The organism is Pseudaquidulcibacter saccharophilus, assembly GCF_019455445.1.
In the GTDB taxonomy this organism is placed as follows: Bacteria; Pseudomonadota; Alphaproteobacteria; order Caulobacterales; family Aquidulcibacteraceae; genus Pseudaquidulcibacter; species Pseudaquidulcibacter saccharophilus.
The window spans coordinates 245,482-259,091 of record NZ_JAHWUS010000001.1; the positions used below are offsets into that span (position 1 = coordinate 245,482).

Here is a 13,610-nt window from a genome sequence, read left to right on the forward strand (position 1 = left end):
CACTTAAATAGGGTAAAGAAAATAAATTAACAATTAAATTTCGGATAAAAATAATAAACAGGTAAAATTCAAAATTACGCTACGCATTTAGTATAAAAAGTTATTTATTAAATCATGGGCAAGGATTTGGGCAAGAGCGGTGCAAATCATTGACCGCATTTTCCATTTCTTCTGTCCAATCAATATCAAATGCTTTTAAATCTTCTTCTAGCTGCACCATTTTGGTGGCACCAATAATAACCGAAGTCATGAATGGGCGCGTAGCACAAAATTTAAGTGCAAGGCCCGCAGATGTAACCCCAAATTCTTTGGCCAATGCCACATATTTTGTAACCATATCCTCCGCGGCCGGGGTTTGGTATCTTTGCCCGCGATCAAAAAGTGTAAGGCGGGCATCCGCAGGACGTGCACCATTTAAATATTTTCCGGTTAAAAAGCCTTGTGCTAATGGCGAATATGCCAAAAGGCCAACTTTTTCTTCTATTGCGACTTCTGCCAAATATGGTTCAAAAGTTCGGTTTACCAATGAATAGGCGTTTTGTATTGAAACCACACGCGGCAAACCATTTTTTTGGGCCGCATTCACAAATTTCATAACACCCCAAGGCGTTTCATTTGAAAGGCCAACATGGCGGATATTACCTTTTTTGATATGCTTTGCCATTACTTCAAGAATTTTTTCAAAATCCTCATATTCATCGGCATTAGGTGCATAAGTAAATGAGCCAAAATTACCAATTAACCTATCAGGCCAATGGATTTGATAAATATCAATATAGTCCGTTTGCAGACGTTTTAATGAATGTTCAACGGCATAATCAATTTGTGTTTCGGTAACGCGGCACGGTTGTTTGGGGTCACGAAACCAGTTCATTTGTGAACGACCGCAAACCTTGGAAGCAATTGTAATTTTATCGCGGTTGCCGCGCGCCTTTAACCAGTTTCCAATAATAGTCTCGGTTGAGCCTTGTGTTTCTGGCTTTGGCGGGATTGAATATAATTCAGCCGTATCAAAAAAATTAACGCCATTCGCAAGCGCATAATCCATTTGTTCAAAACCCTGTTGTTCAGTGTTTTGTTCGCCAAATGTCATTGTGCCAAGGCAGATAAGTGGAACTTTTATGTCTGTATTGCCGAGCTGTTTATATATCATTTTAAAATTCCAATTTCTTTTAGTGCGATTTCAAGACCGCCGTCATTTTTAAACAAATGGGTTTTGAAACCCATATTTGCCGCCGCCGCAATATTTGCGGGGTTATCATCGGTAAAAAAAACTTGATTTGCCTCTAAACCCATGCGCGAAAGTGCGATTTCATAAATTTTGGCATCTGGCTTTACACATTTTTCCGCGCCCGAAACGATAATATCTTTAAAATATTGGCGAAGGTTAAAGGGATTAAAACAAACATCCTCTACTTCCTCGGCCATATTGGTAAGGCAATATTGGGGTATGTTTTGGGCGTGAATTTGTTTTAAAATCGCAACCGATGACGTTATTTCACCTGCCAATGTATCGCCAAAATTGCTTTGCCACATTGCAATTTCGCGGGCAAATTCAGGAAACTCTTTTTGACGACGAGCAATATTTTCCGCCATGCCAATTCCGGCATCATTTAATGTATGCCATTCCATTGAACAGACGTTTTCAAGAAAATAATCAAGGCGCGCCACATCGTGGATTATGGTTTGATAAAATTGGCGTGGCGACCAACCAACCAAAACATTACCATAATCCCACAAAAGTGCTTTTATTACGGTATCCATCATCAATTAAAACGGCATTTTAAACCCAGGAGGCAAAGGAAGGCCGCCCATGATGTCACCTTCCATGCTTTTGCGGGCATCTTCGGCTTTTTTGCGGGCATCTTCAAAGGCCGCTTTGATTAAGTCTTCAAGAATTTCAACTTCTTCAGGATCACAAAGGCTTTTATCAATTGAAATACCGCTTAGTTTTTCGCCGGTCAATGTAACTTTCACCATTCCGGCGCCGGCTTGACCTTCTGCTTGAATGGATTCCATTTTCTTTTGTGCTTCTGCAAGTTTGACCTGCATTTGCTGCATAGATTTCATCAATCCGCCAAGATCTTTCATTCTCTAAATCCTTTTATTTCTCATTACTGCGTTTTTCGGCCGGATTAAAATTCACCAATTTTATTTTCGCACCTGGAAACGCGGTTAATATCGAACTTATTTGTGGCATTTGTTTGGTTTTTGCAAGTTGTTGATTGTATGCCGCTTCATTTTTTTCGGCAATTGTTGCACCGCCATTATCCTCTAGATAGACACGCCATCTTTTAAAGGTAATTTTTTGCAAGGCCGCAGAAATGCGCAAATGGAAATCGCGCGGTGCACCCGGCGTTGGTTCAAATGTGAATAGACCATCTTTTAACTGAACCGGTCTTAGATAGCGTTCAATATCACTTGAAAGTGCTTTGTCACCAAGGTTTTCCTCAATATAAAAGCACATATCTTCAACGGTTTCGATTTTAATTTCTGGGCGCGCGGCAGCGGTCGCATCATTATTTACATTATTTTTTTTTTGATCGGTGGCGGACGTATCGCCACTTGGTGCGCCATCTTTGATAATGCGCATCAATTCCTCTGGGCCCGGCATATTTTGTGCCGCCGCAATCCGAATAATGCACATATCAATTGCTTGAAGCGCATCGGGTGCGCGTTTTATTTCATCAAGGCCTTGCAATAACATTTGCCAAATTCGTGAAAGTTGAAGTGGGCTTGTGGCCTTTGCCATTTCACTTATTTTTGTAAAGCCATCGCCAGATTGAATTTTGCGATATTCATCACCAAGATAATGAAACTTTGAAACCTCGTGAGAGAGTTCCATAAGGCTTTGAATAATATTTAATGGCGTTGCGCCAAAATCATATTGTTCGTGCAATTCATCGATGGCGGCCTTGGTATTTGCCGCCAAAATATGCGCAAAAAGCGCATGGGTGCGGTTTTTATCCGATAGCCCAAGCATATCACGAATTTGGTTTGCCTTGATGACATCACCACCGGTTTCCTGCACAATTGCCTGATCAAGCAGAGAAAGCGCATCGCGCACCGAGCCATCGGCGGCAATTGCAATTAATTCCAAACCTTCCCGCTCAATTGAAACATTTTCTTTGGTGCAAATATTACCAAGGTGATTGGTCAATGCCTCGCGCGAAAGGCGGCGCAAATCAAACCTTTGGCAGCGTGAAAGAATCGTAACCGGAACCTTGTGAGTTTCGGTTGTGGCAAAAATAAACTTTGTATGTGGTGGCGGCTCTTCAAGGGTTTTCAACAGCGCGTTAAACGCCGCCGTTGAAAGCATGTGAACCTCATCGATGATATAGACTTTATGGCGTGATTGGGTCGGCCCATAACGTACATTGTCCAACAATTCGCGCATATTATCGACACCAGAACGTGACGCGGCGTCAAGCTCTAATACATCGGGGTGGCGGCCTTGGGTAATCGCATCACAATGAAGACCACGGATTGATAAATCCATGCTTGGTGCATCATGCCCGGGGCTAGAATAATTTAATGCCCGCGCAATAAGGCGGGCAGTGGTGGTTTTACCAATCCCACGAACGCCAGTAAGCATAAAGGCATGGGCAATGCGGTTTTGCTTGAATGCATTGGTAAGGGTTTTAACCATTGCTTCTTGGCCAACCAAATCCTCAAACACCTGTGGGCGATATTTGCGCGCCAAAACCAAATAAGGTGAATTGGGGATTATTGTTTCGCCAACAAATTTTTCTTTTTCAGGAAGGGCAGGGGCAGAAGAACCAAACATATCATTTGTTTGGTCATCATGATTATATTCGGCGTCAACTTCGCCAAATTCATCATCTTCAATTTCGTCATCATCGAAACCGTCTGCCAAATGAAACCCCGAAGTAAAAGACGAAATTTAAGGAATAGGGTGGAGACCGAACAAGCGACCCGCAAAGAAATCGTTACGGCTGCTTTCTTCCGAACCTGACCGGGTTGGCGAAAATTACGTCCACCGCCGATCTCCACAATCTATATCGCTTTTTTATGGTAATTTTTCAAGGGGCGCAGGTGAAAATAATTTTTATGTTTGCTGTTGAGTAGCATTTAAACAGTTTTAAAATCGACATAACATAATGCCAAATTGAAATGAATAAACTGGGTTTTAAAATGACTTTACCACTATTGGGAATAATTTGTTGCCGCCGTATTGTTGGGGATGCACCAAATCATGGCGTTGTTGAAAGATATATCACAAATACCGCCCCATATATGAATGTTACGCCGGTATTAATTCCCGCAACTTTTGAAGTTATTGATTTTAAGGCTCTTGCCTCACGTCTTGATGGTGTATTACTTACTGGGTCGGCATCCAATATTTACCCGACTTTTTATGGCGACGGGGAAGAAGATGCGGTTGGTCCGTTAGATTTTGATCGCGATAAAACCGCAATGGCACTTTGCGATGCCTTTATAGACGCACAAAAACCAGTATTTGGAATTTGTCGCGGGTTTCAAGAATTAAACGTTCATTTTGGCGGCACGCTTTCACGCGATCTTGTTAATCACCATGCCCCAGTAGAGGCGGGTTATAATGAAATGTTTGACTTCTCACACGAGATATTGCTTGAAAAAACCTCCCCGCTATTTAATGTATATAATCGTGATAGAATTTTGGTAAATTCCGTTCATTTTCAAGGTGTTAAACGCCTTGGTGACGGATTAGACGTTTATGCCAAAGCCGATGATGGCATTATTGAGGCCTTTGGCGGCGATGTTAATGGTGCAAAGGTCAATGCCGTACAATGGCACCCCGAATGGGAAACCGCAAACAATCAAGATTATCAAAGCCTGTTTAAATATTGGGGCGAAGTTATTCGCGGTTAAGCATTTTATTGCATTAATCGGCGGCAAAGCTCATCCAATTGTTCAAGTGTTTTATAGTCTATCACAAGGCTTCCACTATTATTTGCATTGTGTTTTAACTTCACGCCCATTCCCAAAACTGCGCTTAGATCATTTTCTAATGCCACGACATCTGCACTTTCCGGTGTTTCACGTGAAACTTTTTTAGGCTTATTGACCGGCTTGGTGACTAATTTTTCGGCATCGCGCACACTCAGATTTTTTGCGACCATTTCTTTTGCCGCCGCCACCGGATCATCAGAAGACAATGCCGCACGCGCGTGGCCAGCGGATAGTTGCCCACCCTTTACCAATTCTTGTACTTCGTTTGGCAACGCCAATAGGCGCAAAGTATTGGTAACATAAACGCGTGATTTACCAATAGTTCCGGCGATTGCCTGTTGATTATAGCCAAAACGATCCATCAATTGACTAAACGCCAATGCTTCCTCTATGGCATTAAGGTTTTGACGTTGAAGGTTTTCAACAATCGCCACTTTTAATGTTTCAAGGTCGTCATAGTCTTTCTCAACTGTTGGCACTTCGTGTAAACCTGCGATTTGGGCGGCGCGCCAACGTCTTTCACCAGCGATAATTTCATATTCGCCTTGATTGGTTGGGCTTGGGCGCACCACGATTGGCTGCACAATGCCATGTTCTTTTATTGTTTCGGCAAGCGCATTTAATTCTTCTTGTTCAAAAGTTCGGCGTGGCTGATTAGGGTTAGGGCGGATTAAACCAACCGATATTTCACGCGCGCTTCCCGCACGTTGGCGCGGGGCAGGGGCTTCTTCACCCAAAAGTGCAGATAATCCGCGACCAAGACCACGACCTGATTTTGCTTTGTCGAGCTCACTCATGCAACTTTCAACCTTTCCCTTTGTATCAACTCACCAGCAAGCCTTATATATGCGCGGCTGCCTTGGCAATTATAATCATAGATTAACACCGGTTTACCGTGTGATGGGGCTTCAGAAACACGGACATTACGCGGAATCATGGTTGTATAAACCTTGTCACCAAAATGCCCGCGAACATCGGCGGCAACTTGTTCGGATAATTTATTGCGGTTATCATACATGGTTAGAACCACACCCTGTATCTCAAGATCAGGATTAAGCGAGCCTTTCACCAGATTTACTGTGCGCATCAATTGTGACAGCCCTTCAAGCGCAAAGAATTCACATTGCAATGGAACAAGTATTGAATTTGCCGCAGTTAGGGCATTTATCGTCACCACATTTAATGATGGTGGACAATCAATAATTACATAATCAATATCAACGCCACCACTTTGTTCATTGCGGACAAAGGCTTCTTTAAGGCGGAAGGCGCGGTTTGAAACATTGGCAAGCTCAATTTCGGCCCCTGCCAAATCAACACTTGATGGTAATACCATAAGGTTTGGAATTTTGGTTTTTGTTATGGCTTCTTTAATTGTGGCTTCACCCATCATTACTTCGTATGATGTAACTTTGCGTGACAGGCTATCAACACCCAAACCAGTTGAAGCATTGCCCTGCGCATCCATATCAAGCACCAAAACTTTTTGCCCAATAGCCGCCAAAGCAGTGCCAAGATTTATCGCGGTAGTGGTCTTACCGACACCACCTTTTTGGTTGGCAATTGCAATAATTCTCGGTTTCATTCAATAACCTTTGTCAAAGACTTTATTTCAATTATGCACCCACGATTATCACTTAAACTTGGATGAATTTCATAATCGAAATTCCAGTTTTGTTTTGCCTCTTTAATTTCTTTATCGACTTCTTCGCCTTTTAGAAATAACATTCGTGCATTTAATTGTGCAAAACCATAAGAATAGTGCAATAAGTTATCAAGCGAAGTAAAAGCACGGGCAGTTATAACATCCGCTTTAAACGTTTTTATGTCTTCAACTTTTTTATTTTCAATTTTTACATTAGCACCGAGAATCCGTGCTCCTTCACGTAAAAAGGCACATCTTTTTGCGCTTGTATCAACCAATGTAACAAGTGAATTAGGGTTTTTAGAACTTAAAAGTGCCGCCACAACAAGCCCAGGAAAGCCCGCACCACTTCCAAAGTCAACCCAATTAATTTCATCGTCATTGGTATATTTAAGGATTTGGGCACAATCAATTATATGGCGGTTCCAAAAATCATCAATTGTGGTCTTTGATACCAAATTTATTCGCTTTCCCCACAGGATTAATGCTTCACGGTAGTGCTCAAACCGTTCTAATGTTTCACGTGAAACATCGAACTCCTCAGTAAAGCGGCTTTTGGTATTACTTTCAGAAAACGAGCCAGTTTCTTTAGGCGACATTCTTATTATCCCGGCGTTTAACATATGCCAAAAGTGCGGTTATGGCACTTGGTGTAATTCCCTCTATACGCGCCGCCTGCCCAATTGTTGCGGGACGGATTTTTTCAAGGCGATCACGAATTTCAATAGAGAACCCGCCAACTTTTGCATAATCAAAGTTTTTAGGAATCAATAGGTTTTCATCACGATTAAAGGCGGCAATGTCATTTTCTTGTCGTGCCATATAACCAGAATAGATTGCATCAATCTCAAGCTGTTCACGGGTTTCTGGTGTATATTCCCGAAGCTGCGGATAAATATCGGCAATTGTTTCAAACTCTACGCCTTTTAATGCCAAAAGCTCGGTAATATTTCTTTTGCGTCCATCTTGTTTAACCGGAAGCCCTAGCTTTACACCTTGGGCCGGTGTTGTAAGTGTATTTTGTACAAATTCACGCGCGGCATTAATTTCTGCCATTTTATTATTAAATGCGTCAACCCGTTCTTTAGACAATATTCCAAGCTCGATGCCAAGTGGGGTTAGGCGCTGATCAGCATTATCGGAACGCAGTGTAAGACGATACTCGGCGCGTGATGTAAACATACGATATGGTTCACTAACACCCTTGGTAACAAGGTCATCAATCATCACACCAATATATGAATTTGCCCGAGAGAAAATTACGTTATCTTGACCACCCGCAAAGCGCGCGGCGTTAAGGCCGGCCACAAGACCTTGTGCACCCGCCTCTTCATAGCCAGTTGTACCATTAATCTGACCGGCAAGGTAAAGACCATTATATTTTCGAACCGCTAAATCAAAACCTAATTCGGTTGGATCGACAAAATCATATTCAATGGCATATGCCCAGCGAAAAATTTCAACATTCTCAAACCCAGGTATAGAGCGTAAAAATGCATCTTGAACTTCTTCAGGGAATGACGTTGAAATACCATTTGGATAAACCCAATTTGTATCAAGCCCTTCGGGTTCAATAAAAATTTGATGGCGATCTTTATCTGCAAAACGGGTAATTTTATCTTCGATGGATGGGCAATATCTTGGACCCCGTCCTTTTATCGCGCCGGTATTAATTGCGGCAAGATGAAGATTATCACGAATTATTTGATGTGTCTTTTCACTAGTCCAAGTTATGTGGCATGGAACTTGTGGGTTTTTAATTTCCTTGGTGATGAAAGAAAATGGTTTTGGATTGTCATCGCCCGGTTGAAAATCACAAACAGAATAATCAATCGTTTCGCCATTAAGACGGGCAGGGGTTCCGGTTTTTAATCGCCCCATCCGAAGACCAAGTGAATATAAACTGTTTGCAAGACCAATTGATGGCTGTTCATCGATCCGCCCAGCGGGCCAAGTTTTCTGACCCAAATGAATTACGCCGTTTAAAAAAGTTCCAGCAGTAATAACAACTGCGGCGCATGAAATAATTTCACCGCCCGCAATTTCAACGCCAGTAATTTTATTATCTTTATGAATTAATTTTTCGGCCGATGCCTCAAGCACCGTAAGGTTTTCAATTTCAGATACAATCTTTTGAACTGCGGCACGAAATAATTTTCTGTCTGCTTGTGCGCGTGGCCCACGAACCGCAGGTCCTTTAGAAGCATTAAGAATTCGGAATTGAATGCCACCCATATCGGTCGCCAAACCCATAACGCCACCAAGTGCGTCAATCTCACGAACCAAATGCCCTTTGCCAAGACCGCCAATTGCAGGGTTGCAAGACATTTCACCAATTGTATTTTTATTATGGGTAATCAGAATTGTTTTTGCGCCCGCGCGTGCCGAGGCGCTTGCCGCCTCTACGCCCGCATGTCCACCACCGATTACGATTACATCTGTCTGCATTTTCTGTCCTGTTAAGAGGCGGGCTTAATATAATATTTTTGCCATTAAGTCGAGGTTTTGTTTTTGGCAATGACAGGGGCAGGGAGTATGCAAATTATAATATCAATTTAGTTCTTAAAGAAATTGTCCGCAATTATAGAGGCACGCGTCCGGCACTACCAAAATGTTTCACGTGAAACATAAGTAGTGCCAAAAAGTATTACTTCCCGATGCAGAAGCTAGAAAAGATTTTATCAAGGATATCATCGACGCCAACTTCACCAGTAATTTCACCCAAAGCCCGCGCGGCAATGCGTAAATCTTCGCACGCTAATTCCAAGGCTTCAGATGGGGCATCAAGTGCAGCCTCCAACGCCTTAATGGCTTCTGAAACCGCAAATACATGGCGCGCACGGGTAAGCGGGGCAGAAACAGGCGCAAGTCCAGTGTTAATTTTCATAAGAATTAAGTCTTCTAATTCTTTGATACCACTATTATTTTTTGTGGAAATAGCAATTTCATCAATACCATCTATTTTCAAATAATCTGGGCTTTGTAAATCAGATTTTGACCAAACCAAAATATCTCCCGCCGCCAAATGGCTTGCAATTTCTTTTGCCGAAGCCGCATCTGGTGCAAGCCCAATCCGAAGATCTGAATGTTCGGCACGTTCAAGCGCAATTTTAACGCCCTGTTCCTCAATTTCATCAGATGTCTCGCGCAGCCCCGCAGTATCTGCAACAAAGACCAAATTCCCACCAATATTAAGCGATATTTCAACCACATCGCGCGTTGTTCCGGCAATTGAGGAAACAATTGCGGCTTGACGACGGGCAAGGGCGTTTAAAAGGCTTGATTTTCCTGCATTTGGTTCACCCAAAATGATAATTGAAAAACCATCACGAATTCTTTGGGCGGATTTGGAATCTTCGATATGTTGTTTAAGCGATTTTATAAGGTTTTTTACGGTGCTTGACGCGCGTGCACTTAATCCATCTGGTAAATCTTCATCGGGAAAATCTATATATGCCTCGGATTCAGAGAGGGCAGATATTATTTCCTCGCGCCATTCGCGCGCCAATGCCCCAAGTTCGCCACGCATTTGTTTTTGCGCTTGTTTTAATTGCGCGTTGGTTTCAGCATCAATTAAGTCGGCAATTGCCTCAGCCTCGGTTAAATCCATACGCGAATTTTCAAAGGCTTGGCGCGAAAATTCACCCGGATTAGCAGGGTAACAAAGCCCTGTCTCAAGTGCAGTTTCAAGGAAATTTTTTAAAATTGCCATGCCACCATGCAGGTGAAATTCAACAACATTTTCACCGGTAAAGGAGTTTGGTGCGTTAAACGCAATCACAAGCGCATTATCAATTAAATCGCCCTTGGCATCAAAAAGGTTTCGCAAAACTGCATGACGCGGGCTTGGCGTGGATTTACCAGATAATTTTTCCAAAAGTTCAAAGCTATTTGGGCCCGAAGCACGAACCACAATCACACCCGATTTAACCGCCGCCGAAGCTGGCGCAATAATTGTACGCATTTAAATAATTACTTATCAGTTTTTTTGGGTTTTGATTTTGTATCAACTTCGGATGCCGCCGCATTTACCGCAGTGAAAAATGTATTGATTGCATCGGTCGCAATCCCGCCCATTGAATTTCCCATCGATGTCCATGCCTTTAACATCGGTTCAATATCGGCATTTGGTGCGGTTTCTTCAACCTTGGACTTGACGGCATTAAGCCATGTTTCGTGCATTTGTGAATAATTCGGCAGGCCCAAAAATGCGCGCGCCTCTTCTGGCGTTAGGTCGATTTCAATATTAACTTTCATCACAACCCCTTTTGGGAAAACCGTTAAACAGGGGTCAACGCTACCAAATTATTTCTCACACCGCAAGAATATAGACGTATCAATATTGTCATATGAAATATCGGCGCTTTGGTCGGTAATATTGCTAAAAGTTAGGTTAAATTTGCTTTCGGTACCATTTGCGGCAACTACATCAATTCCATCACCATTGCTTGTCATTGATATTACCCTTTGGGTAATAATCCCTGATGGGCGCAAACTATCAAAAAATACGCCGCCATTTTCGATTTTAAAAACATAGCCTTGTTCAGCATTTTTAAAATCGCAACCAATACGACCATTCACAGGCTTGCCCAAAAAGGCAACCCTGCCATTTCCAAAAATAAACGTTTTATGTTCTGGCGTTAATTCCGCCATTGGATCTTTCGGCTCACTTTTGCCACATGCGGCAATCACGCCGCAAAAAAAGACTAATAAAAGCTGATTTCTTATCCGCATTCATTCACCTCCCCCGTTTGGGAAGGCATATATTTGCATATAAAGATTAAATAATTGTTTTTATAAAACAAAGGGCGGGAAAACCCGCCCTAATTCGTTTTAGTTATTCATGCTGGTGAAAAACTCATCATTGGTTTTTGTACCTTTGAGCTTATCAAGCAAGAATTCCATCGCATCCATTGTGCCCATTGGCGACAAGATACGGCGAAGCATATACATTTTTGGAAGATCTTCGCGCGGAACAAGCAATTCTTCTTTCCGTGTACCAGATTTGATAATATCAATCGCAGGGAAGATACGTTTATCAGAAACTTTACGGTCAAGAATAAGCTCGGAGTTGCCGGTACCTTTGAACTCTTCAAAGATAACCTCATCCATTCTTGAACCGGTTTCGATCAATGCGGTTGCGATAATTGTTAATGAACCACCTTCTTCAAGGTTACGCGCCGCACCAAAGAAGCGTTTTGGGCGTTGTAATGCGTTGGCATCCACACCACCGGTAAGAACTTTACCAGAAGATGGAACAACGGTGTTATATGCACGACCAAGACGGGTGATTGAATCAAGCAAAATAACAACATCACGGCCATGTTCGGCAAGGCGTTTTGCCTTTTCAATAACCATTTCCGAAACTTGAACGTGGCGGGTTGCCGGCTCGTCAAATGTTGATGAAATAACTTCACCCTTAACCGAACGTTTCATATCGGTTACTTCTTCTGGGCGCTCGTCAATCAAAAGCACTATTAAGAAGCATTCAGGGTGATTAGTTTCAATCGATTTTGCAATATTCTGCAAAATAACGGTTTTACCGGTGCGCGGCGGCGCAACAATCAATGAACGCTGTCCCTTACCAATTGGGGCAACAATATCAATAACCCGACCAGTTTTATCTTTTAATGTTGGGTCATCAATTTCCATTTTGAACCGCTCATTCGGGTAAAGCGGGGTAAGGTTATCAAAATTCACCTTGTGTTTTGCGACATCGGGGTCGGTGAAATTAATGCTTTCAACGCGGGCAAGGGCAAAATAACGCTCCCCCTCACGTGGTGATTTTACCGGACCTTCAACAGTATCACCAGTGCGCAGGCCAAAACGGCGGATTTGCTGTGGCGATACATAAATATCATCAGGGCCAGGGAGGTAGTTTGATTCCGGAGAACGAAGGAAACCAAAACCATCTGGCAAAACTTCTAATACGCCAGAACCACCAATTTCGGCGCCATTTTCCGCTTGCTCTTTTAAAATTGCAAAAAGCAAATCTTGGGTGCGCATTGATGCCGCGCCGTCAATCTCAAGACCTTCAGCCATGGTTACAAGTTCGGCAGGTTTTTTAAGTTTTAATTCTTTTAATGTTGTGCGAACCACTGGGCCGGTTGGTTTTTCATATTCGGCATCTTCTGCGCCAGTTGATGCTTCAACCACTTCGTTACCACTGGTAACTTCTTCGGTTGTTTCTTCTGCAACCACTTCTTCTTGGGCTGGTTCTTCGGTTTTGGCAGAAAGTCTAAGGCTTAGTTTACGTTTTGGTTTTACCGCCTCGTTATTTTCTGGGGCTTCTGGTGTTTGTTCGCTCTCTTGAATATCGTCTGACATTTGCAATTCTTTTATTTAGATTGTTGGGAATTTTAAATTCGGCAAAGAACATGCCGAACGAGAAAGTGTGAAATGACAATAATATGAAACAATACCAATTTCAAGATGGGCGATGGAAAATAAAAACTTATACTAATTACCCAATAAGTGGGTATTCGGCTTCGATATTATAATGGCTTGGGCCATTGCCCATGTGTGATGAATAAAGATAAAACCTATCAACCAAAAAAGGTTCTGATTTATATGTTGTATGGCGTGCCTGCCACTCCAACACATCGCGCAAATTCACTTCACGCTTTAAATAGGCAAGGGTGACATGCGGGGTATATTTGCGGGTTTCTGGTTCATGCCCCAATTTACGACATGCCGCTTCGCAACGCCCCGCAAGAATATTTAATTCTTCACTATTTGCGACAAGTGCATGAATTGAATGGGGTTTTTCTTTGCCAAAAAAGCCAACGGAATTAAGCGATAATTCAATTGGCTTTTGCTTAATTTTTTCAACCATCGCGTCAAGTTCGGCGGTTTCTTTTGCTTCTAAATCGCCGATGAAGCGCAATGTAATATGAAAATTTTCACGCGGGCTAAAATTCGCGCCATCAAGCCCGCATTGCATCGGCAAAAGTGTGCTGGCAATTTCATCGGGGATTTCAATGCCAAGGAATAAACGAAGTGTCATTCCCGC

Annotated in this window: 14 protein-coding genes and 1 other RNA gene; 1 reads left to right on the forward strand and 14 read right to left on the reverse strand. The window is 42.6% G+C overall.

Annotated elements, in window-relative coordinates; translation table 11 throughout:
- Positions 1-112: 112 nt before the first annotated feature.
- The 5 genes from KXV15_RS01085 to ffs form a co-directional block, all read right to left on the reverse strand.
- The gene (locus KXV15_RS01085) at positions 113-1,153 is read right to left on the reverse strand and encodes an aldo/keto reductase (RefSeq protein ID WP_240006308.1); all 1,041 of its coding nucleotides are present in this window, start codon (positions 1,151-1,153) and stop codon (positions 113-115) included.
- A complete protein-coding gene (locus tag KXV15_RS01090) occupies positions 1,150-1,764 on the reverse strand; it encodes an HAD-IA family hydrolase (protein ID WP_240006309.1) in 615 nt (204 codons plus the stop codon). Before KXV15_RS01090 ends, KXV15_RS01085 begins: the two co-directional genes overlap by 4 nt.
- 6 nt (positions 1,765-1,770) lie before the next feature.
- Positions 1,771-2,091, reverse strand: coding sequence for a YbaB/EbfC family nucleoid-associated protein (locus KXV15_RS01095; RefSeq protein WP_240006310.1), 321 nt, complete (start codon positions 2,089-2,091; stop codon positions 1,771-1,773).
- Positions 2,092-2,104: 13 nt separating this feature from the next.
- Entirely contained in the window at positions 2,105-3,877 is a 1,773-nt protein-coding gene (locus tag KXV15_RS01100) for a DNA polymerase III subunit gamma/tau (RefSeq protein ID WP_240006311.1), read from the reverse strand.
- Between the two features lie 38 nt (positions 3,878-3,915).
- Positions 3,916-4,012: signal recognition particle sRNA small type (gene ffs / locus KXV15_RS01105), an RNA gene on the reverse strand.
- A gap of 143 nt (positions 4,013-4,155) precedes the next feature.
- On the opposite strand from ffs, the gene KXV15_RS01110 reads away from it, so the two are divergent.
- A complete protein-coding gene (locus KXV15_RS01110; RefSeq protein ID WP_240006312.1) occupies positions 4,156-4,872 on the forward strand; it encodes a gamma-glutamyl-gamma-aminobutyrate hydrolase family protein in 717 nt (238 codons plus the stop codon).
- Between the two features lie 5 nt (positions 4,873-4,877).
- Here the strand turns inward: KXV15_RS01110 and KXV15_RS01115 are convergent, their stop codons facing one another.
- The 9 genes from KXV15_RS01115 to thpR all read right to left on the reverse strand — a co-directional run bounded on the left by KXV15_RS01115 (position 4,878) and on the right by thpR (position 13,604).
- Entirely contained in the window at positions 4,878-5,750 is an 873-nt protein-coding gene (locus KXV15_RS01115; RefSeq protein ID WP_240006313.1) for a ParB/RepB/Spo0J family partition protein, read from the reverse strand.
- A complete protein-coding gene (locus tag KXV15_RS01120; RefSeq protein ID WP_240006314.1) occupies positions 5,747-6,538 on the reverse strand; it encodes a ParA family protein in 792 nt (263 codons plus the stop codon). The genes KXV15_RS01115 and KXV15_RS01120 overlap by 4 nt, the downstream gene beginning before the upstream one ends.
- On the reverse strand, positions 6,535-7,197 hold the full coding sequence (rsmG, locus tag KXV15_RS01125; RefSeq protein ID WP_240006315.1) for a 16S rRNA (guanine(527)-N(7))-methyltransferase RsmG: 663 nt from the start codon (positions 7,195-7,197) through the stop codon (positions 6,535-6,537). The genes KXV15_RS01120 and rsmG overlap by 4 nt, the downstream gene beginning before the upstream one ends.
- Positions 7,187-9,046, reverse strand: coding sequence for a tRNA uridine-5-carboxymethylaminomethyl(34) synthesis enzyme MnmG (gene mnmG / locus KXV15_RS01130; RefSeq protein ID WP_240006316.1), 1,860 nt, complete (start codon positions 9,044-9,046; stop codon positions 7,187-7,189). Before mnmG ends, rsmG begins: the two co-directional genes overlap by 11 nt.
- Positions 9,047-9,245: 199 nt before the next feature.
- Positions 9,246-10,562: a tRNA uridine-5-carboxymethylaminomethyl(34) synthesis GTPase MnmE gene (gene mnmE, locus KXV15_RS01135; protein ID WP_240006317.1), complete on the reverse strand. Its 1,317-nt coding sequence runs from the start codon at positions 10,560-10,562 to the stop codon at positions 9,246-9,248.
- A gap of 8 nt (positions 10,563-10,570) precedes the next feature.
- Positions 10,571-10,855 (reverse strand): DUF6489 family protein, encoded by a 285-nt coding sequence (locus KXV15_RS01140; protein WP_240006318.1) that lies wholly within the window; start codon positions 10,853-10,855, stop codon positions 10,571-10,573.
- A 48-nt stretch (positions 10,856-10,903) separates the two neighbouring features.
- Positions 10,904-11,332 carry a hypothetical protein gene (locus KXV15_RS01145; RefSeq protein WP_240006319.1) on the reverse strand — a complete coding sequence of 143 codons (429 nt, stop codon included), beginning with the start codon at positions 11,330-11,332 and terminating at the stop codon, positions 10,904-10,906.
- A 99-nt stretch (positions 11,333-11,431) separates the two neighbouring features.
- Positions 11,432-12,925: a transcription termination factor Rho gene (gene rho, locus KXV15_RS01150; RefSeq protein WP_240006320.1), complete on the reverse strand. Its 1,494-nt coding sequence runs from the start codon at positions 12,923-12,925 to the stop codon at positions 11,432-11,434.
- 136 nt (positions 12,926-13,061) lie between these two features.
- Positions 13,062-13,604: an RNA 2',3'-cyclic phosphodiesterase gene (gene thpR / locus KXV15_RS01155; RefSeq protein WP_240006321.1), complete on the reverse strand. Its 543-nt coding sequence runs from the start codon at positions 13,602-13,604 to the stop codon at positions 13,062-13,064.
- Between the last annotated feature and the right edge of the window lie 6 nt (positions 13,605-13,610).